This is a genomic window from Streptomyces sp. NPDC040432 (assembly GCF_055595445.1).
In genome coordinates this window covers 84,759-105,732 of sequence record NZ_JBVIVP010000016.1, presented here as the reverse complement: position 1 = coordinate 105,732, position 20,974 = coordinate 84,759, and the positions used below count along the sequence as shown (strand labels likewise).

The window sequence follows — 20,974 nt, the reverse complement described above, 5'->3', positions numbered from 1 at the left end:
CCTCAGCCGGGAGGGGTCAGCGGGATACGCCAGTTCAGGCGGGTTCCGCTGCCGTCCGGGGGCGACGTGACGGACAACGCGCCCCCACGGGCCCCGGCCCGCTCCGTCAGATTGCGCAGCCCACTGCGACGGCCACCATCAGCGACCCCCACACCATCATCACTCACCGTAAGATCGAGCACACCATCCGCCACAACGATGGAAACTTCCGCCCGAGCCGCACGTGCGTGCCGGGCAATATTCGTGAGGGCCTCGACCAGGACGGCCACCACGTCCTCAGCGACCGGCAACGGCACATCGGTGTCAATCAGCCCCTCCATGCGCAGGGCTGGAGCGAAGCCGAGCACCTCCGCCGCCTCACCCACAGCCCGCACCACACGGACCCGGAGTCTGGGGGGCCGGCCCGCCGCCGCCCCATGGTCGCGGAGTCCGAAGATCGTCGAACGGATGATCTTAATCGTCTCATCCAGATCGTCGATCGACCGGCCAAGCCGCTCGGACGCCTCGGGATGCTCCACAAAACGTTGGGCGCTCTGCAGCGTCATCCCCGTCGCGAAAAGCCGCTGAATCGCGAGGTCATGCAGATCACGGGCAATCCGGTCACGATCCGCGAGCAGGCTGACCTGCTCGGTGTCCCGGCGCCGGTCGGCCAGCTCAAGCGCCAGGGCGGCCTGCCCGGCGAAGCCGGGCAGGGGCGCGACCTCAGCCGTGGCAAACGATGGCCGCCCCGTCCGCCGCGCCAACATCAGTACCCCCCGCAGCTTCGGCCTGGCGCCGACCGTGACCGCCACGCCCGGCCCGAAGCCCGTCCAGCCCTCCGATTGCGCCGCGACCCTGACATCGGTGGCAACGTCCGCGAAGGTGATCAATCCGTCCCGAGCCGCGACAAGCCCGCCCAGGAGCCCCTCACCGCCGGGTAGGACGATCCCCCGGTGCGCTTCAGCACCGTCTCCCAGGGCCAGCGACCCGTGCAGCTCACCTCCTGCTCCCACCTGGTAGAAGACGCACATCTCCGCCGAGATGATGTCCCGGGCCCGCTCCAGCATGCTCTCCAGAACCTCGATCTCGGAGGAGCCCGACAACAGCGCGCTCGTGAAGTCGGAACTGGCAGTCAGCCAACGTTCCCGGAGTCGGACCTCCTCGTACCGGCGGGCGTTGTCGATGGCGACGCCGGCGGCAACCGCGAGGGTGGACAAGACCCTCTCGTCCTCAGCGTCGAAGTCCGTTCCGCCGCGCTTCTCGGTCAAGTAGAGATTGCCGAACACCTCGTCCCGGACCCGGATCGGTACACCGAGGAAGGAGCGCATCGGCGGGTGATGGTCGGGGAAACCCGCAGAGGCCGCGTGCTCCGAGAGGTCCCCCAGGCGCAACGGCCATGGGTGTCGGATCAGCTCTCCCAGCAGTCCGTGACCGGCGGGAAGGTCTCCGATGCGTGCCCGCAGCCGGTCGGTGACGCCCACCGGAATGAAGGCGGCAAGTCTCTTGTCGTCCCCCACCACGCCCAGCGCCCCGTACTCCGCGTCCACGAGGACGACCGCTGCCTCCACGATCCCGCGCAGCACTTGGGCCAGGTCCAATTCCTGCCCAACTGACATGACAGCCTCAAGCAGCCCGCTCAGCCGATCACGGGTAACTCTCGCGTCGGTGACCTGCGCCTGGAGTACGTCCGGCCTCAGCTGCGGAATCCGACTGTCCGCTGTCTCGCTGTCATCCCCGACCATGTACACCTCCGGCGCCGTCGAGGGGCCTCGCTCACCCTCCCGATCCTCAGCGTAGTCCTGCCGCCGGCCGGCCAGTCGCTTTCAGGACCAGCCGACGGCGCGGCGCTACGCCAACAGGTCAGCGACCGCGCCCCCAACTCGCCGAAAGACACTGCTGACCGGCCCGCTCCTCCCTCGGGGCCGGTGGGGGTCAGCGGGTGCCGACGGCAAGCCAGACGTCCCGGCGTGCCAGGAGGCGGGCCGGGGCGTGGGGATCAGGTCGCACGGGTCCAGCTGTTCGCACTGGAAGGCGCTGGTCTTCCTACCGAAGCCTCCGAGCCAGCCATGGACGTCGGCGATGCCCGTCAGGCAGGGGGAGTCGCGAGCAGCGAGGAAGTCGAGGTGGGCACGGGTCTCCGCTACCTCGAAGAAGGAGGCGTAGGCGACGTCCAGGGCTACGGCGGACCCCTGGAGCGGAAGCCCCGCTGATGGCGCCGAGAAGCGCGTCGCACCGCTCCGGCGGCAGGTAGTAGAGCAGCCCTTCAAGCAGCCAGACGGTGGCAAGATCCGGATTCCGGCCTGCCCCTCAGGATCACCGACCCCAGCGGCGCGCCGGCTGGCCTTCGATCTCCGCCAAGTCGGTCCTCGCCCCACACCAGGATGACGGGGATCATGGCGCCTGCCGCGACCCTCAGGCCGACTGATCCCGGCATGAGCGACACCCGCGGTGACCGACCGCCGCCGTGCCGTGCTTCGACGCCCGGTGCAGGGCTGAGGCAGAGCCCCGGCCACTGCACTCCGTGCTGACGTGAAGCCCCGGAAATCGTTGCGAGACCGCAGCGGCCGTGGCCTCCAACAGGTCACGACCCGCCGCGTGAACGCGTTCGATGGTCTCCGCGGAGAGGCAGAAGAGCCGGTCGGCGGTGTCGGCCGCGTAGAGGATGTGCAGGGTCCAGTTGCCTCGGGCGGCCTCGGTGGCAGCCCAGAGTGCGGCCGTCCGTGCGGTGGGAGATCCATCTAGGCCGACCACGACCGGCCCGAGGTCCGGTCGGCGTGGGGTGGTGCCTTCCATGGCTTCCTCCTTCGTCGAACAGCGTCGACGGCGTGATTCCACCGGGTACCGGTCAGTCCTGGCTCAGGACCGTTCGGCACTCGCGCCGCGGGCGGGGCAGAGCGGATGGTGGCTGGTGAGGGCGCTCCACCAGGAACGCCGCCGGCCGATACCGTCAGGAGGACCGCCCATGAAACACTCCCGAGTCGGCTTCCTGATGACCGACGAGGTCGTCTCGGTCTTCGGGAGGACCCCGTCCGCGGCAGTGGCGTCGCTGCTCGTCGAACACGACATCAGCGGCGTACCCGTCGTGAACGAGGACGACCGCGTCATCGGGATCGTCTCCCGGACCGATCTCCTCATCCGCGGCGACCTCACCGCCCAGCAAATCATGTCTGCCCCGGCTGTCACCGTCCCTGCGGAGCAGACCGTCACGGAGGCCGCCCGGCTCATGACCCGTCGTGGTGTGGAGAGGCTCCCTGTCGTCGACGAGGAGGATCGGCTGGTCGGCATCGTGACCCGACGGGACCTGCTCCGTGTGTTCCTGCGCCCGGACCACGAGATACGCAGGCGCCTGATCGAGGACGTACTCGCGGAGACCATGGGGCTCGACGCCGACGCGGTGGACGTGCGCGTCGTGGACGGAACCGTCACCTTGGACGGGCAGCTGGCACGGAACAGTCACATTCCCATCGTCCTGCGGCTCGCCGAGCAGTTGGACGGAGTCGTCGCTGTGACCGACCGGCTCACCGCCCGGTTCGACGATTCCCGCCCCACCCCACCGGACCGCAGCACCAACATCGTCCCTCGGTAACGAAGCGCGCCCGGCGGAAAACCTCGGAAATGTGGACCGTTCGGCCCCTGCTCCGCGGGCCCAGCTCGCCCCTCAAAGTTCCGTCCTCTCCGGGAGGAGCACCACCATGACCGTTCTGATCGTTGTCCTGGTCGTCCTCGCAGTTCTCGCCCTTCTGCTGCTCGCCATGGCCGTCAAGGTCGTCAAGCAGTACGAGCGGGGTGTGCTGTTCAGGTTCGGCCGGCAAATCGGGACGCGAGCGCCGGGCCTGCGGGTCATCGTTCCCTTCGCGGACGTCCTGCACCGGGTGTCCTTGCGCATCGTCACCATGCCCATCCAGTCCCAGGGGATCATCACCCGGGACAACGTGAGCGTCGACGTCTCCGCGGTCGCCTACTTCCGCGTCGTCGACGCCGTGAAATCGGTCATCGCCATCGAGAACGTCGGTGCGGCCATCAACCAGATTGCCCAGACCACACTGCGCAAGGTCGTGGGCCAACACACCCTCGACGAGACCCTGTCGGAGACCGACCGCATCAACATCGGCATCCGCGAGATCCTCGATGTCACCACCGCCGAATGGGGCGTCGAAGTCACCCTGGTCGAGCTCAAGGACATCCAGCTGCCCGACAGCATGAAGCGCGCGATGGCCCGCCAGGCCGAGGCCGAGCGGGAGAAGAGGGCCAAGATCATCAACGCGGAGGGCGAATCGATGGCCGCCGCAGCGCTCGGTGACGCCTCCGACACCATGATGGCCCACCCCCTCGCCCTGCAACTGCGCAACCTGCAGAGCCTCGTGGAGATCGGTGTCGACAAGAACACCACCGTGGTCTTCCCCGCACCGCTCATGAGCACGATCGGCGAACTCGGCGCATTCCTCGCCCGCGAATCCGCGGCAGCGGCGAACCCTGCACCGCCCACGGCCGAAATCAGCGTTTCGATCCCCGGCCGCCCCCTCCCGAACGGAGCGGTCAAGAACGTATGACCTCACGGCGCGCCACCCGGCGGGGTGCGCAGGACGGCGGGCGGGTACCCAGCGATGTCGTGGGCACCCGCCCGCCGTCCGAGTTGGCTGCGTACCACCGGTCCACGGAGTGGCAGTCGGCCCGAATCGGCCTGGGGTCTCTCACTTTCTCTGGGTTCGCGACGGGTTCGACACCACCAGGTCGTCGTGCCAGGAATCGCCCAGCACGACCTTCAGTGCGCCCGTCTCCCCCGCGTGGGAGAACACCTCGTGGGCCTCTTGCATCTGGCGCAGCTCGAAATGATGGGTGATCAGCGACGATGTCGGCAGTCTGCCTGCCGCCAGCATGCGCAGGAGCATCGAAGTGGAGGAGGTGTCCACCAGTCCGGTGGTGAGGGTGATGTCCTTGGTCCACAGGTCTTCCAGGTGCAGGGTCGCGGGCCCGCCATGGACGCCGATGTTCGCGACCCGGCCGCCTGGGCGGACCATGCGCATGCACATCTCGAAGGCCTCCGGCAAGCCGACCGCCTCCATGACGACGTCCGCGCCGAGGCCGTCGGTCAGGTCACCCACGAGTCGTTCCGGCTCCTCGGCGGCACGCACGATCGCGTCCGCACCCATTTCGCGGGCCTTCGCCAGTCGGGTCGGCTCCAAGTCCACGGCGATGACTCGGGCTGGCGAGTGGAGCCGGGCCGTGGCGATGGCCCGCGAGGCCGATCGGGCCGGCGCCGACCACGACGACGGTGCCCCCGGGCCGCACGTTGCCGTTCAGCACCCCACTTCGTAAGCGGTGGGGAAGATGTCCGCCAGCAGGACGGCGTCAGCGCTGTCGACCCTACTCGGCAACGGGTACACGGAGAGGTCGGCGAACGGCACACGGACGTAGTCGGCCTGTGTGCCGTCGATGGTGTGCCCGAGAACCCAGCCGCCGCCCCCCAGACACTGGCCGTAGCGGCGCTCGCGGCAGAACCGGCACCGGCCGCACGCGGAGATGCATGAGACCAACACCCGGTCACCGGGCCGGACCGAACGGGCATCACCCCCCGCTCTCCACCACGGTGCCCATGGCCTCGTGGCCGAGCACCCGGCCTGGCGCCACTTCGGGCAGGTCACCCTTGACGATGTGCAGGTCAGTACCACAAATGGTCGTCACATCCACGCGAACTATCACGTCGGCGGGATCCTTGATCACGGGATCCGGCACGTCCTGCCATTCGGTACGCCCAGAACCCTGGAACACGAGTGCCTTCATGGCGCCACCTCACTCTGGTCACCACGGCGGGGATCACTTCATGCTGTCCCCTCCACCGGGCAGGCCCACAGGGCCGGACGGTCCCCTACCGGGGGCCGATAGGCAGTCGGTCGGTCCCGTCGGGGCCGACTTCACGCTCGCGCAGAAACAGGAGTTGGCCGTCGTCGCGGCGACGCCAGAAATACCTGGTCACACATGATGTTGATCTCTCCTTCAGCGTAGACTGGAGTCACCGGAAGCATTTCGCACATCGAATGCAACGCAGGTGTCGTTTCCGGCGATCAATACGCCGGGTCGTCGAACTGCAGGCCCGGGGACAGGTCCCCACCATGACCATCACGGCCATCCCCCTGGAACGCGCTACACGTGTGCCTCCCGGCCAGGTCGCTCGCCCGGCGCGACTGTCGCTCACGCCGACAAGCGTGCTCTCCGGCCAACTGGACGGGGCCTGGTGGCCCCGCTCCCGCGACCTCAAGGCTGAACTTCCGGCGCTCGCCGCCGCGCTGGACGAGCCCTGGGGACGCATCACGCGCGTCACCGTGAACCCCACCCGCTGGCCCGTCATTCCCCCCAAGGTGCCCGCCGTCGGGCACACCATGCACGTGGGTTGGTTCACCGAACAGGACCCAGACAAGGTCATCCTGCTCTCCTACACCGTCGGCCGCTGGGACCTCCTCGTCGTACCACCGGAGACAGCACCCGCGGCCGCGGCCCGCCTGATGGCAGCCGCAGCAGTCCCCGGCAGCGTCCTCACAGCCCGCACGCTGATCGCGGCCGAAGCCGTCATCGGCGGCAGGCCCGAACTTCGGAACCGGGAAGACGCCTGGGAGAACGACGGCGGGGCGTGCAGGTCTCCCATCGGGCTGCCTGGCAGGCAGCGAGTTGGACCCTTGTCCGCCGGCGCCTGGTGGTGAACGCCGAGGACACCCTCTCCTCGGAACACGCTGCACGCGCGGACACCAGCCGATGGCAATGCCGACCACCACGAAGTACGGCGCAAGATCGGCTTACGGACTGGACGCAAATACCATGAAAATGGACAAAAACACTGCCACCGAAGGCCAAGGTGCATGACAGCGGACTCAGAAAATCACCTCATCGTCCGGTATGTCGCCGAACGGCTGATGAACGCGCACCCGTGCCTGGACTCCGACCTGGTGCGAAGCTCCGTACAGACCGCCTACGAAGAGTTCAGGTACGCGCGCGTCCGTACCTACCTGGCTGTCCTGGTGGAGCGCAGGGCCAAGGATCTGCTGCCCCCGACGAATTCACGAGGCCCGGATTCTGACCCCGGTTGGGGGCTGGAGAAGGAGAGCCGGGGCAGGTGTGGAGCATGTGGCGCGCGCTCCACCAACCTGGGAAGCCATCACCCGCGCAGCCTGGCGCGTCACGCGGTTGAGTGCGGGATCAGCCGCCTCAAGCAGCACCGGGCCGTCGCGACGGGGAGGGCCTGTGGCCGCCGAGTACCACCGCGCCGACAGCGAGAACGGCGACCACGTCGACGACCCGTCCGAGGACGCCCTGTTCATGCTGATCAGCGACCTGAACGACACGGACAACACTTTCGTCGTCATCCAGCCCGACCAGGACGACCCCGTCTGGTTCGCCTCCGTCGCCGTCCTTCATAACGGCGGATACGAGATCGTCCGCCGTGACACCACTCGCCACGAACACGATGTGGGCCTTCCCCCAAGAAGGTGGGCACGCGGTTATTGATCACGCGGCGAGGGTGAGTCTGGCGGCGTGGTGTCGGCGTTCGTATGCGTCCGGGCTGAGGTGGCCGATGGCGGAGTGCCGGCGGCGGGTGTTGTAGCGGGTCAGCCAGGCGAAGACGGTCCGGCGACAGGTATCGGCATCGCCGTAGTCGGGGTCTCCTCGGAGGGTTTCGCGTTTCAGGGAAGCGTGGAAGCTTTCGCGGGCGGCGTTGTCGGCGCTGGTGCCGACCGCGCCCATGGAACGGGTCACGCCGAGCTGGTCGCAGAGCTCGGCGTAGGCCTGGCAACCGTACTGGGCTCCGTGGTCCGAGTGGAACACGGAGCCATGAAGGCTGCCGCGGGTCGAGCCGGCCATCCGAAGTGCGTCGGCCACCAAGCCGGTGCGCATGTGGTCGGCGATGGACCAGCCCACGATCTTGTGGGCTTGCTTCGCTTTGACGGACATCAGAGATCAGGGGCTTGGGCAAGGAAGGATGATGTCCGTCAAAGCGAAGCAAGCCCATACTGTGACAACAAGACGTGGGCGTGGGCCGACGTGACGGATGACAAGGCGGACGGCAGGTGTCCGCGGCTGTCGGCCCAGCGGATGTCCGGCGTGTATGCGCACTCGGCGGGAGTGGGCCCCAAGGGTTCGACCCGGTACCGGGAGGTCCGCGCTTCTGCCGCCAATCCGATCTACCTGGCCGGGCTCAGCTGGGTCAGCTGCTGAATCCGGGCAAGCCGTCAACACGGCATCGCGGGTGGCCGTGTTGATCCCCCTGACGCGTGGGGCGTTCATCCGCCCGCTCGACTCGCGAAGCCGGCAGACGCTCGCAAACCCGACCGCCTGACCGGCAGTGCCGGCGGTCCCCGAACGGGGCACCACCGGCACTGATTCACCGCCGCATTCAGGCTTAATTCCTCACGGCGAATGGTCGCAGCTTTTGCCTAACAGTAGAGACAGGCCAAGAAAGTACGTCACTTCGAGCCCTCCGGCCGCGGCCTCGTACGGAGAATCTCCACCTTGCTCAGAGCCAGAGCATAGAGACCTCCCAGAAGGAACGTGGCCAGGTATTGCGCCCAGGCCGTGTCGTGGAGGAGCCGGTTGACGAGGACGAGGACGGCGAGCCAGAAAACAGTGAAAACGATCTTGGCCATGATTCTTCCCTGCCCTAGGCGAGTGCTGCGAGGCAGCCGGTGGCACCGGCGACCACGGTCTTGGAAACTATGTCCTTCGCGACGTCCTTACTGACGAAGCGACCGACGATCAGCGCACCGGCCCCGCCGATGGCACCCTTGATCAGGCAGCTCTTCACCATTTCGTTCATCTTGGCGTTAGTCATCAGGTACTCGCAGTCCCGCTTGCTCTTGGACATGATGCAGAGCGAGCGGGCCTCTTCGAGCGGGTTCACCATGGCCGACTCGACCACGGGACGCGGGGTCGAATCGGCGTGCGCCACGCCGGCCCCTCCCGCCATGACGAGTCCGCCGACGAGAGCCACCGACAGGACACCGTGAAGCATGTTCTTCATTATTGAACTTCCCCAATTCAATTAACTTTTCAACACCAGACTGGTCAGGCCCGACGTCTTCGATCAAGAAGAACCTACTCACCGGTCACATCGCAATGGAATGGATTTGAGGAAACGTTGAGCATGACCGCCTTCACCGCTTCACCCCGGCAATGGGATCGAATTCTCGCCATGCCGGCCGGCGAACACCAGCCGGATGAAACCGTCATCCACGCCGCAGTCGACATCGACACCACGGAGGCCCACCGCGCCCTCATCACCCGCAGCCGAGCCCTGCCGAGGAGTACCGCACCCCCAACGACCAGGCACTCGCCGAACTCCCCACGACCCTGCCCCGCTTCGCCACCCACCTCGAACTCCACCGCGGCCTCATGCCGGCCCGCTCCGGCGACCGAACCGGCGGCATCACCTACGCCACCGCCGCACTGAACGCCTGCCCCCGAAAAGCACAGCCTCACCCTGCGCATGCTCCTCGACGAGATCAAGGCCTGACCCCCGGGCGGACCTTGCAGGGCCGTTTCTCCGGTGAACAGGTGCCCCCGACGGAGTGAGGATCCTTCCACGGGGGTGTCCTCGACCCCCGGTGAGCGGCTATCACCAGCGCATGATCAACACCTTTGGCGGGGCCTGCCCGCCGCCGCGCTCGCCCTCTCCTTCGCCTTCCTCGCACCCGCCGCTCCCGCCCACGCGGACGAGGCGAGTCTCCTCGACGGGATCGGCTACCTCCGCGTCGCCGAGGAAGTCCGCGACGGGTACGAGCGGGAGCTGTACCCGCACTGGAAGGACGACGACTTGCGCCGTGAGGCGCTGTGATTCGAGCGAGGGTGAGAGACCTTCGCCACTGATCCTGTCGCAGCAGGACGATGAAGCTGAGGGCAGTCTGATCCGGGTGATGCCGGGGAGGACGGTAGCAGCCCTGACAAAGACGGGACGCGTCAGCACTGCCAGATGACGTGGGTCCGACGAGCGTGATGGAGAGGAGTACGCGAGGAACCGGCGTCGTTACGTCCTTCACTCTTCCACCGGCTCCAACCTGGCGGATATGGGCCGGATGCGGTGCGCACGATCACCTGCAAGGGTGGTCGGAACTCCTGGGGAGGTGACGGCGGTCGTGGCAAGCTCCCCGTAGGCGGTCATATACCGCGCATTTCGTGGCCAAGGGTTTCCCCGCGTACGGCCAGATATCTCCCCGCTCGCCCCGAGTAGTCCCGCTCGGCGACGCTTGAGCGTGACCGGGATCGGCCGGGAGGCCGACCACACCCACCCGGCGGCCAGCGCCAGGGCCACCGCCCCAAGCACGGCCACGTCCGGCCGATACACAGACACACCGACGTGGAACAAGAGCGCCCACAGAGCCAGCACCACGAACAGCAGCGCGCCCCCACCCAGAAGCCTGGTCACCCAGACGATTCTCCCCGTGATCCCGAAACTACCAACTCCGTTGATCGCGACAATGGTTCGGGGTGTTCGGTGGTCGCCATCCGACTCCACGCCCGCTCATGAGAGCGCCACATGCCCGGCGAGATCATGAAGAGGGGCCTCGGCCGCAGCCACCACCAGAGGCGAAAACGAACTCCGATCATGAGGTATCGAGGCGGCGCCTACTGTCAGGGGAAGCCAGGGCCGGGTCCTGGAGCGGGACAACGCCTTCGAACAGATCATCATGCTGGACCTGCCTGGTGTGAACCTGATGAACCGTGAGGGGCTTCCTGCACCTGCACGATCTGCACCATCGGGCGGAGTGCTGCGGACTGCGCGTCCGGGTCGGCCCAGCCTCAGCAGGTCACAGCCGCGGCCTGGCCGAATTCCCCGGCCACCACGCGCCGAGCGTTGGGCACTGAACGCTCCTCGAATTGCGCAGGCTCATCGAGAACGCGGCCACCCGGCAAGCGAACTCGCCGGCCAACCCCGCACCACCGCTGCCGACGGGCTGCGACACTGCCGCAGCCGGGAGTGGGACCTGCGCGGGCGGGCGGCCACAAGGGTCGGCAGAAGCATCCCCTCCACGGAGGCGTCGCGAGCATCCGGTGCTACTGAACTTCTTTCGGGCCGGCCTCACCGGAAGTCCCAGCACAATCGGTGCTCGTCGTTCACGGCGGTCGTGTAGCCGTTGAGAGAGCGGCCCGTTTCGAGAGCGTCGGCCACCCCCTCCAGAAGTGCCGGGAATGACTTCCACGCATCATGCGCCACATGGCCGACACCTTCCACCGGCTCGGCTTCGTGGACGCGGCCACGGTCGCTCCATCGACGGTGGTCCAATACGAGAAGCTGCCCGCCGTTGTTTCGGGCGATGGGGATCAGGTCCGGATGTCCGTAGAGGAGGGAACTGTATCCGGACGTCAGGAAGTGCTCGTCCGCGTCCTCTCTCTCCTCGTCCGTCATGTTCTGGTCGTGGTAAGGGGTGAGGTTCTGCCAGGTTTCCGCTATCTCGCGCGCGCTCAGCGGCTCGTAGTGCCCCGGAAGCAGAGTGAACCGTTCACCGATCAAGCCGTTGTGCCGCAGCAGCGATGCCACCAAAGGCCTCAGGAGCGGCGCGCCGATGATGCGTTCGGTCGCGGCGATCTCCACCGGATCCGCGGGCGGCGCCAGCTCGGCGTGGGACGCCGGGGCGTGCCGGGCCAGCCATTTCTCGATACGCGTCCAGGATTCATTCACGTGTGCGGTCATGGAATGGCATGCTGCCGGATGCCGCTGACATTCGCGGCTCGCCCCCACGTGAGCCCGATCGGCGTTCCAGAGGAGCCCATCCCCGTGATCCCCCCGGGCCGCCCGAATTCGATCTCGTCCGTCCCCGGCTGTGCGCATTATGGCGGGATGATGCGCTGGTCGGATGTGATTATGCGTCTCGCGTGCGGAGTAGCGTGCCGCCGATGGTCAGCGCGCCTGTGGCCCACAGGGTTACCACTCCCAGGCCCTCCCAGGGGCCGATCGGAAGGCGGTCGATTCCGATCGTCGTCTGGACGGAGAGGCCGGCGGTCATGGGGGCGATCTGTTGGAGGAGCCGCTGCCACTGCGGGTCCGTGACGACCTGGGTGAGGATCGGGAAGAAGAAGAGCAGTCCCAGGACGATCCCGATCGCTGTCGCCGAGTTCCGCACGATCAGTGCCACGCCGAGGCTGAGGAGTCCGATGTCGACGAGGTAGAGGACGGATCCCGCGGCGGCGCGCAGCGTATCCGGGTCGGTCGGTGACATCGCCTGGTACCCGTGTGCCTCGGTGAAGCCGCGGCTGGGCTGCACCGTGCCGGCGAGCAGCAGGGAGGCGAGGACGGCAAGCGCACCCGTCACCAGGATCGCCGCGCTGAGGACGGTCGCCTTCGAGGCGAGGACGGTGAGTCTGCGGGGGACCGCGGCGATCGTCGTCTGCATCATGCCCGTGGCGTACTCGTTGCCGACCATGAGCACCGCGATGATCGCGACGACGACCTGGCCGACCATGACACCGGTGAGACTCAGCTTCGTGGGGTCCTCCGCGCACCCCGGGGCGTCGCACCGCGAGGTCATGGTCACTGCCGCGCCGACCGCCACCGTCAGAATGACGACGGCGAGCAGCAGCCAGGCGTTGCCGGGGTCCGTCCTCAGTTTCGTCCACTCCGCGCGTCCCGCGTACCTCATGCGTCCCTCCTGCGGATGAGCACCAGGGCGCAGGCGAGGGCTACGGCCGCGTAGGCGCACAGGACGGCGTAGCCCTCCCAGGGCGCGAGCGGGAAGTAGCCGTGCGCCGGCGAGTAGACGGTGACGACCTGGTCGTAGTGGGTGACGGTCTGCTGGATGGCGAACCCGGCGGCCGGTGTGACCTTCAGGAGCCAGTTCGAGGCCGCGGGGGGCAGGACGGACGCGGTGGCGAGCAGGTAGGGCAGCACCATGCTGACGACCACCACGGTGATGGTCACCGCGCTGCGTCGTAGGATCGCGCCGACCGCCAGGGCGAGGATTCCGGCGGTGGCGAGCAGCAGGCCTGTTCCCACGATGACCCGTAGTTCGGTCGGTGCCGGCACGGTCAGGACGGGGAAGCCGTTTGCGGTGGACCGTGCCGCGCCGAGGGGCAGCATGATGGCGGCGGATACCGTTCCGGCGAGGAAGGCGGCGCTGCCCACCACGAGGGCTTTCGCCACCAGCACGCGGCCCCTGCGGGGACTGGCCGCGAAAGTGACGCCGATCAGTCCCCGCCGGTATTCGACGGTCATGTAGCCCGCGGCCACGACGACCATCATGATCAGTCCTGCGAACGCGCCGACGAGGAAGTTCGAGAGGATGCGTACGCCGCCGGCGGCAGGCCCGCCGACCATCGGCGCGATGTCGCCGGCGCCGGTGATGGCGTAGCCCATGCCGGACGGAACGACTTCGCCTTGTGTGGACTCGCTGTAGCTGCCGCTCGTACCCGCTCCGTCGCCGACCTGACGGTTTTGCCAGGCGTTGCCGCTCCAGCCGCCGCTCAGGGTGGGGGCGCTGAACGTGCCGGTGGCGACGGCCGGGACGAACCCCGTTCCCGTGCCGGTCTCCTCCGTGGCCGACGGTGAGGTCACGAACAGTCCGACCTGCGGCGATCGCGAGAGTCCGGAGAGGCGGGCGGTGCCCACCTCCTCCCAGTCACGGCCGTCCGTCGACTGTGAGCCGGTCAGGGTGTCGCCGGAGCGTTCGAGCCTGAGCCAGCGCGGCGCGTCCTTGGACACCGCGCCGGGCAGTCCCGCCGTGTCGTGCGTGTAGTCGTACTGCATCCGCACGCCGTGCTCGCCGGTGACCATCATCGAGGCGTACGAGGACCCTGGTTCGAGGGAGTCCTTGACGATGATCCCGGCCTTGGCCCAGGGTGCGAGGCCGGGCCTGTTCTGCGTGGGTGACGTGGCGACCAGGCCGGTCAGTGAGGACACCGACACCGTGATGGCGCCGTCGCCGGTCAGGGGTTGGTGCATGAAGTGGAAGGCGTCGTTGACCGCCTCGCCGGCGGGTCCGACGGGCAGTTTCGCCGCGTTGAGGCCGCCGTCGTTGCTCTGGGCCGTCGCGAGCAGACCGACCAGGCAGGTGACCACGAGCGCGCCGATGGTGCTGAACACCCAGCCTCGCACCGTACGGAACTTGGTCCACTCCGCGTGCAGTACGCGCCCGAAGCCGCCGCGTTCCGTCCGGCGGTCGGCGGGTGGGGACGAGAGCGTCGTGGTCATCGTCCGGCCTCCCCGGTGACGGTCCCGCGGTATTGCACCGAGTCGCGGGTGAGTTCCATGTACGCCTCTTCCAGGGATGCTTGGTGGGAGGACACTTCGGAGAAGGGCACCCCGTTCGCGCCGAGCACGGACACGATGTGCTCGGCCGGCAGGTCGGTGACGCCGATCGTGTCGCCGCCGGTGGAGCTCACCGTCGCACCGGCCCTCGCGAGCACCTCCATCGCCTGCGTAGGGGCCGACGTCCGTAGCGTGACGCGGCCTTCGGAAACCGAGGCGAGCAGGTCCCGCACGCTCATGTCGGCCACGACCTTTCCCCGGCCCACGACGATCACGTGATCGGCCGAGTCCTGGAGTTCGCTCATCAGGTGACTGGAGACCAACACGGCTCGGCCCTGCTGAGCCAGCGACGCCAGGAAGCCCCGCATCCACATGAAGCCCTCGGGGTCCAGGCCGTTGAACGGCTCGTCCAGCATCAGCATCGGCGGGTCGCCGAGCAGCGCGGCGGCGATGCCCAGTCGCTGCCGCATCCCCAGGGAGAAGCCGCCCGCCCTGCGGGCGGCCACGTCCTGGAGGCCGACCCTGCGGATCGCCTCGTCCACCGCGGTGGTGCCGAGTCCCTGCGAGTGGGCCAGCCACAGAAGGTGCTGGCGGGCCGGGCGGCTCGGCTGTACGGCAGCCGCGTCGAGCAGCGCTCCGACGTGCTTGAGGGGAGTGCGCAGCGTCCGGTAGGGGCGCCCGCCGACCAGCGCGCTCCCCCGATCCGGTTGGTCCAGACCGAGAATGACGCGCATCGTCGTGGACTTGCCGGCCCCGTTCGGACCGACGAAGCCGGTGATCATCCCCGGCCTGACGGAGAACGACATTCCGTCCAAGGCCTGGATGCCACCGAACCGCTTGTGGAGGTCCCTGACCTCGATCACCGCTTGCGACCCATCGATCGTCTTCTCCATGGAAGCCAGGCTAGGGAGATGACGGGGTAGGGGTCATCACGACCGGGAGCGAAGTGTCCGGGTGCTCGCGGGAGCCAGGAGCGGAGCGCCCCTGGCTCGTAGGAGGGAGGATCGGTCTCCCACCTGAGGATGAGGTCCGGGGTAATGGCCGGCGGCCGAACGTCACGGTTCGGCGAGCGCCGCGGGGCTACTGGGCCCTGCGGAATCCAGGGACGACCAGGCCCGTTTCGTAGGCCGCGATCACGGCCTGGGTGCGGTCCCGCAGGCCCAGTTTGGTCAATGTGCGGCTGACGTGTGACTTCACCGTCTCCTCCGTGACGAGGAGTCGGGTGGCGATTTCGCCGTTGGACAGGCCTTCGGCGATGAGCAGCAGTACCTCCGTTTCCCGCGCCGTGAGCGTTTCCAGGCCCGACGGCGGGTGGGCCGGTGCCTTGGCGGGCAGTTGGGCGAACTCACCGATCAGGCGGCGGGTGACCACGGGGTCGAGCAGAGCCTCTCCGGCGGCAACGACGCGCACGGCGTCGAAGAGCCGCTCGGCCGTGGCGTCCTTGAGGAGGAAGCCGCTGGCTCCGGCGCGCAGGGCGTCGTAGACGTACTCGTCCAGGTCGAAGGTCGTCAGGATGAGAACCCGCGGCACCGGTGCTCCGTCTGGTGCGTCGGCGAGGAGCCGGCGGGTGGCTTCTATGCCGTCCATTTCGGGCATACGGATGTCCATGAGGACAACGTCCGGGGACACCTGGCGGCAGACACGGATGGCGTCGACGCCCGTGGTGGCGGTCTCGACGATGGTGAATTCCGGCTGGGAGTCGAGGAGCGCGGCGAATCCGGTGCGGACGACCAGGTGGTCGTCCGCGATGACGACGCGGATGGGTGTCTGCGAGAAGGTCATGGGGTCCGTTCCGGCTTGGCGGGAAAACTGGCTTCGACGATGAATCCACCGGTGTTCGCCGGGCCTGTGCTGATCATCCCTCCGACCGCGGCGACCCGTTCCCGCATGCCCAGCAGGCCGTATCCGCCGTCCGGTGTCGCGGGCGCTCCGGGGCCGTTGTCGCGGATGCTGAGGTGCAGGGTCTCAGGGGCGTAGTGCAGTTCCACGTCGACCGGTGAGCCGACGGCGTGCTTGCGGGCGTTGGTGAGGGACTCCTGGACGATGCGGTAGACCGCCAGCTCGATACCCGGGCCCATGGGGCGCGGCCTACCGCTGAGGATGAACCGGATCGTGGCGGTGGAGGCTTCGCGGGCCTCATCAAGCAGTTCGTGGAGCTGTGTGAGGTCGGGCTGCGGCCTGCGCTCGGCGCCCACGGCGGGCTCCTCGTCACGTAGTACGCCGAGGAGGCGGCGCATCTCGGTGAGGGCGGCGCGGGCGGTATCCCCGATGCCGCGCAGCCGCTGGGCGCCCGCGGCGGGCATGCCTGGGGTGGCCACACGGGCCGTCTCGGCCTGTACGGCGATCATGGAGACGTGGTGGCCGACGACATCGTGCAGTTCGCGGACGATACGGGCACGCTCCTCGCGGGCCGCGTTCTCCCATCGGCTGTCGGCCATGACTGCGCGCATGGCATCGTGTTCCCGGTCCACCAGTCCCATGCGTCGGGCGAGACCGGCGAACGCGGCCATCGGGGACAGCGAGGCGAGGAGCACCGTGCGTACCTGGAAGTCGGTGCCGGCGTCCATGGAACCGATGAGGGCCAGGGCCAGGAAGGGTGCGCTGAAGACCATCGCCGCCAGCAGGTTTCCGCCGCGACCGAGCCGGTACTGGGCGATGAGCTGAGCGGCGAGTCCCGCCAACGTCAGCGTCTCGAAGAGGGTGAGTGAGGCGAAGCTCGCCGCGGTCACCGTGAATCCGGCGAGCACGGGCCGCAGAAACATCAGCGGCAGCGCGGTACACAGGCATAACAGACCTATGAGCAAAGCCAGTTGTATACCACCGCCGCTTCCGTCCCGGACCGCTTCCTCCGAGGCGTCCACGAACAGCCGAGGCATCGACCCACCGACAGCCGCAAATTCGGCGATCGATTCGGCGATGGCAAGCACGCACAGCGTCGATATGAACACGGTGTCACGCGAGAGGAGCGAGGCCCGCCGCAACAATCCGGTCCAGCCGTCACGCCAGGCAGTCGCACGGTTCACGCCGCTCATTATGGCAGTGCTGGCCCGGCGCGACCGTCCCTCCATACGGGGATCGGGCACTCCCCCGCACGAGGGACGAAGGCGTCGCTCGAACGAGGGAGCGCCGAGTCCCGGTCCGCCAGACCCACCGACCGCACAATCCATCCACACGTGCCACTGCCGAACACCCAAAGACACCTACGACCGCGGACCAGCAGCCCGGCGCCACCGGGCCTGAACTCCGCCCTCCGGATCCGCCCTGTCGACCGGCTCGCGAAGCCATCGCCGTAGCCGCCCATGCCGGACCGGACGGCCAGGCACCCCACACGAGTCCCGGTCAGCCGGTGCGGGCCTGCGCTTCGGAGCGCTGCGCCCGTGCGGGCCGCGTGCCCAATCCCCCACCCTGTCGGCCCGGTTCTGGGTCATCCCACCACTACGTCGGCCACTCCACTGTCTGAATAGTCGTCTGCTCTCCACCCGTATGGTCGGAGAGAAGCTGCGGTAGTCCATCAAAGCCCCCTACACCGCCCTCACGCTAGGGCATGTCCACCGACTGGCCAGCGCGGTAAGTCATGACCAGGCCCGCCCCCGCTTTCTCCGGGGGCGGGCCGTTCTCGCTCCCGCTACGGCCGGCACCCGCCGGCGATCAGCCCGTCGGCCTCGCGGCGGTACTCCGAGGCGGTCGAGGTACATGGCGTGCCGGCCCCTTGGACGTGCAGTCGGCTCATCAGTGGCATCAGTTGTGGCGGGAGGGCGGCGTGAAGGCGCCGGCCTCCCGCGATGCGCGGCGAACGAGTACTGGACGTGGCCGTCGCCCTGGCCGGTGACGAGGCCCGCGCGGGTGCCAGTGCCGCTCCCACACCGTGCAGTGAGCGGAGCCGGTCGGCGACGTCGTGGACGCTCAGGTGCAGGGCGATGTCGGTGATCAGGTCTCGCCAGGGCTCGAAGGTGGTGTCGATGTCCTTGCCGGAGGCCGTCAGGGTTGCCTGGCGTGACAGGCGGGCGTGCCGAACCACTGCCGGCCGGCAGGCCGGTCACCCCACCGACACTGCGGCGGGGGCCTCAGCCCTCCTTTGGGGCGAAGGAGGCCGACTGCGGGTGGTGGCGTTGTACTGCCGTCGTGTGGCAGCCATCAATCGCGCGGCGAACGGGGCCTCAACTGCGTGCAGCGCGACTGCGCGTTCGCCGGTGACGGCCCCGGCCATCGACGTGACCGGACCATCGCTTCATGGTGCGTGCGGGGATCCGCGTCGCCGAAACGGCCGCTGAGCTGCTTGGTCACCATGAGGTTCCCTTGTCACCAAAAAGTGCGTTCTTCCACGTCAGCCTTCGCTCTCCTACGGTTACCGAGCAACCACAAGAGAGCCAGCGGCCGCATTTTTCGGCGGCACCGGGTTCTCGAACTCTCATGGCAAGGAGCAGACGTGACCATCAACCTGGTGGACCCGGCAGGGCTGGTACGGGTGGACCTTTACCGGCAGACGGCGGTTGCGACCGGCTCGAAGCTGGTCTTCGTCGCAGGACAGGTGGCTTGGGACGCCGACGGCGTTCTCGTCGGCGAGGGCGACCTCGCGGCTCAGGTCGAACAGTGCTACCTCAACATCGCAGCCGCACTCGCCGAGGTCGGTGCCTCGTTCCAACATGTCGCGAAGCTGACCGTCTACCTCATCGACTGGACCCCCGACAAGATGCCCCTGTTCGTCGAAGGCGTCGCGCGGGCCGCCGCGAAACTCGGCCCCCTGCCCGCTCCCCCACTCACCGGAATCGGCGTCGCGGCGCTGGCCGCCCCCGGTCTCCTCGTCGAGGTGGAAGCAACAGCGATCATCGACTGACCACGGGTTCACGGGCGGGAAGAACGTCCCCGGCTGCCCACCCAGAACTCCCCACGAGTGCCGGCGCCTATCCCTGACGTCGCGCTGATCCATCGCACGCAGGAGCCCCGATACTGCGGACTCACGGGCGCTCTTGCCCCGTTGTCCTTTGCCGCGTGAAGGCTGCCCACCGGCACCGGGACATGGCTGTCGAGCCTGCGGCATGGGTCTTGGGGGCGAAGTGTCGGCGTACACGTGAAGGAAAGTCCGAACGCCGACACGGAGTCCGGCGATTGATGCGGCGCGAGGGTCTCATCGACGAGATCGCGGTCGGCGAGGCCGACTTTCCCTGGTTGAACGGTCGCTTTGTTCCCACGCCGACGTTCGAAGAGGTCTAGCGGTGTTTCGACGAGCCGCCGGCACCGCTGATGGTGGAGGAGGGCGAGCGGTTCGACGATCCCCACGACCGAATCTCGGACACTCTGTCGCCGGTGGCCCTGCCGGGACCGGTCGCAGAGCCTCTTCTGCACACCAGCGGATGGAGTGACGATCCATTCGATGAGGTGCGAGTCCCGTGAAGCCTTGGGGAGTTCCCTGATCACCACCCCTGGGGCAATCGCGGCGGCGTCGACGCCAGGTCGAAGCAGCCCGATGTCACTCCTGGGGAAGCTCGGGATAGTAGTCGCGTTCGTGGTCCTGCAGGGTCGCCGCATGCTTTTCGCCGGCACCGCGACAGATCGGGCACACCCGGTCCTGATGACACTGCGAACACCGGCGCCGCCCCCGCTCGACGTGCGGTACCCAGCCACGCCCCCAGCACGACGGACACCAGCCCAGGCCGTCACACTCATAGCACAGCACATATCTGCGACCGAGCGTGGCGGGAGTCCGCACCGGGTCGGGCTTGATGAGGTTTCAGGCGTGTGGAAGGCGATCGATGGGGTCTTCGCCTGGTGGAGAACCACATCCGAGATCACGGAAATTCGTATCCGGAAGACCACGCCATCGCGTTCGCCCGTGACGAAGTGTGCTGGAGGTCTGGAGGAGCCGTCGGCTGCTGCCGGGCAACATCTCCCGTCACGGTCGCCTCGGGACCGCTGAGCGAGTGGGACCTCACCGGCACGTCCTCCGGGCAGGATACTAATTCCACGTAAAAGTACCGTTCTCGAACTTCCCCTTCGGCGAGTTTCCTGCGGAGACTTGGTCCAGGCGTGCCGCCATTTTTCGAAAGAAGTCCGCAAGGGACGGTTCCACGCCTTCCTCGGAGTTGTACCCCTCGGACCAACAGCCGATGCGCCCGTCCTGGATATCGATAAAAGTTCCGTAGAATCCATCGCTTTCCGATGTGATCGGCAACCATTCCCTACGCCAGGTCGGGTACTCGGCTTCCAGGTCCGCGGATCCCAACCGATGAAGATAAACACGCTGAATGTCTGTAAGGCCCCGGAGTAGCCCGCCGCCTGGGACGATTCCGTCATGGCCAGGCGCGACGAGGCACGAACCTTCCTCGGGATTCTCCCCAGATCCGATGTCAGTGATCAGAAGCCAGGACGACAGGGTTTCGGGGAAGTGGATGCCGGGCTTCTCCTCAGCTTCGCTGATGTTCTCAAGGCTCGCCGGGGTAGTCAGTGCGGCAGCAGTCCGGGAGCATGGAGCTGGAACCATCTGGTAATCCGATTCCACACGTTCCGCACGTCTGCTTCCTCGTCCAATGCCGATCCACTCATGTTCGCCTCTCATTGGCTGTTCCTGTGACAATAAAGTCCCATCGTCGGGGACGGTGATGAAGTATTCAAGTCGATGCGACGCTCAGGGTGCCCCCCTATGTCTTTAAGAGGTACAGTCCCATCCCATCAAAGACTGGTCATGTCACGGGTTCCGCGCCCAGGAACAGCGTCAGCCAGCCCAGGAACGATGACACCCGGCGGGCCCGCTTCCGGAGTGGTTGGATCGAGCAG

At 67.6% G+C, this 20,974-nt stretch carries 19 protein-coding genes and 4 pseudogenes; 8 read left to right on the top strand and 15 right to left on the bottom strand.

Annotated features, from left to right (window positions below; all coding sequences use genetic code 11):
• Window positions 1-2: 2 nt before the first annotated feature.
• Window positions 3-1,721: a GAF domain-containing sensor histidine kinase gene (locus tag ACZ58N_RS27495; protein WP_471164988.1), complete on the bottom strand. Its 1,719-nt coding sequence runs from the start codon at window positions 1,719-1,721 to the stop codon at window positions 3-5.
• Window positions 1,722-2,045: 324 nt separating this feature from the next.
• On the opposite strand from ACZ58N_RS27495, the gene ACZ58N_RS27490 reads away from it, so the two are divergent.
• Window positions 2,046-2,189, top strand: a complete 144-nt coding sequence (locus ACZ58N_RS27490) for a hypothetical protein (protein WP_471164987.1) — start codon at window positions 2,046-2,048, stop codon at window positions 2,187-2,189.
• 10 nt (window positions 2,190-2,199) lie between these two features.
• On the opposite strand, the pseudogene ACZ58N_RS27485 reads toward ACZ58N_RS27490, so the two are convergent.
• Window positions 2,200-2,268: pseudogene (locus tag ACZ58N_RS27485) on the bottom strand (class I SAM-dependent methyltransferase); the annotation flags it as partial.
• A 123-nt stretch (window positions 2,269-2,391) separates the two neighbouring features.
• Window positions 2,392-2,772, bottom strand: a complete 381-nt coding sequence (locus ACZ58N_RS27480; protein ID WP_471164985.1) for a universal stress protein — start codon at window positions 2,770-2,772, stop codon at window positions 2,392-2,394.
• Window positions 2,773-2,941: 169 nt separating this feature from the next.
• Between ACZ58N_RS27480 and ACZ58N_RS27475 the strand changes: the two genes are divergently transcribed.
• Together ACZ58N_RS27475 and ACZ58N_RS27470 are read left to right on the top strand one after the other, a co-directional pair.
• Window positions 2,942-3,565: a CBS domain-containing protein gene (locus tag ACZ58N_RS27475; RefSeq protein ID WP_471164982.1), complete on the top strand. Its 624-nt coding sequence runs from the start codon at window positions 2,942-2,944 to the stop codon at window positions 3,563-3,565.
• 106 nt (window positions 3,566-3,671) lie between these two features.
• Window positions 3,672-4,529: a slipin family protein gene (locus ACZ58N_RS27470; RefSeq protein ID WP_471164979.1), complete on the top strand. Its 858-nt coding sequence runs from the start codon at window positions 3,672-3,674 to the stop codon at window positions 4,527-4,529.
• 141 nt (window positions 4,530-4,670) lie between these two features.
• Here the strand turns inward: ACZ58N_RS27470 and ACZ58N_RS27465 are convergent.
• Window positions 4,671-5,760: pseudogene (locus tag ACZ58N_RS27465) on the bottom strand (alcohol dehydrogenase catalytic domain-containing protein).
• Between the two features lie 329 nt (window positions 5,761-6,089).
• Here ACZ58N_RS27465 and ACZ58N_RS27460 point away from each other — a divergent pair.
• The 3 genes and pseudogenes from ACZ58N_RS27460 to ACZ58N_RS27450 all read left to right on the top strand — a co-directional run.
• Complete coding sequence (locus ACZ58N_RS27460) at window positions 6,090-6,674, top strand: DUF5994 family protein (protein WP_471164977.1); 585 nt, start codon at window positions 6,090-6,092, stop codon at window positions 6,672-6,674.
• A gap of 156 nt (window positions 6,675-6,830) precedes the next feature.
• Window positions 6,831-7,004 (top strand): annotated as a pseudogene (locus ACZ58N_RS27455) (three-helix bundle dimerization domain-containing protein); the annotation flags it as partial.
• Between the two features lie 208 nt (window positions 7,005-7,212).
• Window positions 7,213-7,440, top strand: a pseudogene (locus ACZ58N_RS27450) (hypothetical protein); the annotation flags it as partial.
• A 36-nt stretch (window positions 7,441-7,476) separates the two neighbouring features.
• Here ACZ58N_RS27450 and ACZ58N_RS27445 read toward each other — a convergent pair.
• The 3 genes from ACZ58N_RS27445 to ACZ58N_RS27435 all read right to left on the bottom strand — a co-directional run bounded on the left by ACZ58N_RS27445 (window position 7,477) and on the right by ACZ58N_RS27435 (window position 8,986).
• Window positions 7,477-7,920 (bottom strand): integrase core domain-containing protein, encoded by a 444-nt coding sequence (locus ACZ58N_RS27445; protein WP_471164974.1) that lies wholly within the window; start codon window positions 7,918-7,920, stop codon window positions 7,477-7,479.
• A 512-nt stretch (window positions 7,921-8,432) separates the two neighbouring features.
• Window positions 8,433-8,612 (bottom strand): hypothetical protein, encoded by a 180-nt coding sequence (locus ACZ58N_RS27440; protein WP_471164973.1) that lies wholly within the window; start codon window positions 8,610-8,612, stop codon window positions 8,433-8,435.
• A gap of 14 nt (window positions 8,613-8,626) precedes the next feature.
• Window positions 8,627-8,986, bottom strand: a complete 360-nt coding sequence (locus ACZ58N_RS27435; protein WP_471164970.1) for a hypothetical protein — start codon at window positions 8,984-8,986, stop codon at window positions 8,627-8,629.
• A 567-nt stretch (window positions 8,987-9,553) separates the two neighbouring features.
• Between ACZ58N_RS27435 and ACZ58N_RS27430 the strand changes: the two genes are divergently transcribed.
• Window positions 9,554-9,799: a hypothetical protein gene (locus ACZ58N_RS27430; protein ID WP_471164967.1), complete on the top strand. Its 246-nt coding sequence runs from the start codon at window positions 9,554-9,556 to the stop codon at window positions 9,797-9,799.
• Window positions 9,800-11,041: 1,242 nt separating this feature from the next.
• Here ACZ58N_RS27430 and ACZ58N_RS27425 read toward each other — a convergent pair.
• From ACZ58N_RS27425 to ACZ58N_RS27395, 7 genes are all read right to left on the bottom strand, one after another.
• Window positions 11,042-11,653: an SMI1/KNR4 family protein gene (locus tag ACZ58N_RS27425; protein WP_471164965.1), complete on the bottom strand. Its 612-nt coding sequence runs from the start codon at window positions 11,651-11,653 to the stop codon at window positions 11,042-11,044.
• Window positions 11,654-11,822: 169 nt separating this feature from the next.
• A complete protein-coding gene (locus tag ACZ58N_RS27420; RefSeq protein ID WP_471164963.1) occupies window positions 11,823-12,599 on the bottom strand; it encodes an ABC transporter permease in 777 nt (258 codons plus the stop codon).
• Window positions 12,596-14,146, bottom strand: coding sequence for an ABC transporter permease subunit (locus ACZ58N_RS27415; RefSeq protein ID WP_471164962.1), 1,551 nt, complete (start codon window positions 14,144-14,146; stop codon window positions 12,596-12,598). The genes ACZ58N_RS27420 and ACZ58N_RS27415 overlap by 4 nt, the downstream gene beginning before the upstream one ends.
• A complete protein-coding gene (locus ACZ58N_RS27410) occupies window positions 14,143-15,096 on the bottom strand; it encodes an ABC transporter ATP-binding protein (protein WP_471164959.1) in 954 nt (317 codons plus the stop codon). Before ACZ58N_RS27410 ends, ACZ58N_RS27415 begins: the two co-directional genes overlap by 4 nt.
• A gap of 187 nt (window positions 15,097-15,283) precedes the next feature.
• A complete protein-coding gene (locus ACZ58N_RS27405) occupies window positions 15,284-15,985 on the bottom strand; it encodes a response regulator transcription factor (protein WP_471164957.1) in 702 nt (233 codons plus the stop codon).
• Window positions 15,982-17,226: a sensor histidine kinase gene (locus tag ACZ58N_RS27400; RefSeq protein WP_471164956.1), complete on the bottom strand. Its 1,245-nt coding sequence runs from the start codon at window positions 17,224-17,226 to the stop codon at window positions 15,982-15,984. Before ACZ58N_RS27400 ends, ACZ58N_RS27405 begins: the two co-directional genes overlap by 4 nt.
• Window positions 17,227-17,828: 602 nt before the next feature.
• Window positions 17,829-18,221 carry a hypothetical protein gene (locus ACZ58N_RS27395; RefSeq protein ID WP_471164953.1) on the bottom strand — a complete coding sequence of 131 codons (393 nt, stop codon included), beginning with the start codon at window positions 18,219-18,221 and terminating at the stop codon, window positions 17,829-17,831.
• Between the two features lie 408 nt (window positions 18,222-18,629).
• On the opposite strand from ACZ58N_RS27395, the gene ACZ58N_RS27390 reads away from it, so the two are divergent.
• Entirely contained in the window at window positions 18,630-19,037 is a 408-nt protein-coding gene (locus ACZ58N_RS27390; protein ID WP_471164951.1) for a RidA family protein, read from the top strand.
• A 1,119-nt stretch (window positions 19,038-20,156) separates the two neighbouring features.
• Here the strand turns inward: ACZ58N_RS27390 and ACZ58N_RS27385 are convergent.
• Window positions 20,157-20,756 (bottom strand): SMI1/KNR4 family protein, encoded by a 600-nt coding sequence (locus ACZ58N_RS27385; RefSeq protein ID WP_471164949.1) that lies wholly within the window; start codon window positions 20,754-20,756, stop codon window positions 20,157-20,159.
• Between the last annotated feature and the right edge of the window lie 218 nt (window positions 20,757-20,974).

What these genes read in the sequence shown, in the direction of transcription:
- ACZ58N_RS27435 (WP_471164970.1), bottom strand. Translation starts at nt 8,986, where the DNA reads ATGAAGAACATGCTTCACGGTGTCCTGTCGGTGGCTCTCGTCGGCGGA.
- ACZ58N_RS27495 (WP_471164988.1), bottom strand. Translation starts at nt 1,721, where the DNA reads ATGGTCGGGGATGACAGCGAGACAGCGGACAGTCGGATTCCGCAGCTG.
- ACZ58N_RS27410 (WP_471164959.1), bottom strand. Translation starts at nt 15,096, where the DNA reads ATGGAGAAGACGATCGATGGGTCGCAAGCGGTGATCGAGGTCAGGGAC.
- ACZ58N_RS27425 (WP_471164965.1), bottom strand. Translation starts at nt 11,653, where the DNA reads ATGACCGCACACGTGAATGAATCCTGGACGCGTATCGAGAAATGGCTG.
- ACZ58N_RS27480 (WP_471164985.1), bottom strand. Translation starts at nt 2,772, where the DNA reads ATGGAAGGCACCACCCCACGCCGACCGGACCTCGGGCCGGTCGTGGTC.
- ACZ58N_RS27405 (WP_471164957.1), bottom strand. Translation starts at nt 15,985, where the DNA reads ATGACCTTCTCGCAGACACCCATCCGCGTCGTCATCGCGGACGACCAC.
- ACZ58N_RS27445 (WP_471164974.1), bottom strand. Translation starts at nt 7,920, where the DNA reads ATGTCCGTCAAAGCGAAGCAAGCCCACAAGATCGTGGGCTGGTCCATC.
- ACZ58N_RS27460 (WP_471164977.1), top strand. Translation starts at nt 6,090, where the DNA reads ATGACCATCACGGCCATCCCCCTGGAACGCGCTACACGTGTGCCTCCC.
- ACZ58N_RS27415 (WP_471164962.1), bottom strand. Translation starts at nt 14,146, where the DNA reads ATGACCACGACGCTCTCGTCCCCACCCGCCGACCGCCGGACGGAACGC.
- ACZ58N_RS27475 (WP_471164982.1), top strand. Translation starts at nt 2,942, where the DNA reads ATGAAACACTCCCGAGTCGGCTTCCTGATGACCGACGAGGTCGTCTCG.
- ACZ58N_RS27470 (WP_471164979.1), top strand. Translation starts at nt 3,672, where the DNA reads ATGACCGTTCTGATCGTTGTCCTGGTCGTCCTCGCAGTTCTCGCCCTT.
- ACZ58N_RS27385 (WP_471164949.1), bottom strand. Translation starts at nt 20,756, where the DNA reads ATGAGAGGCGAACATGAGTGGATCGGCATTGGACGAGGAAGCAGACGT.
- ACZ58N_RS27440 (WP_471164973.1), bottom strand. Translation starts at nt 8,612, where the DNA reads ATGGCCAAGATCGTTTTCACTGTTTTCTGGCTCGCCGTCCTCGTCCTC.
- ACZ58N_RS27490 (WP_471164987.1), top strand. Translation starts at nt 2,046, where the DNA reads ATGGACGTCGGCGATGCCCGTCAGGCAGGGGGAGTCGCGAGCAGCGAG.
- ACZ58N_RS27420 (WP_471164963.1), bottom strand. Translation starts at nt 12,599, where the DNA reads ATGAGGTACGCGGGACGCGCGGAGTGGACGAAACTGAGGACGGACCCC.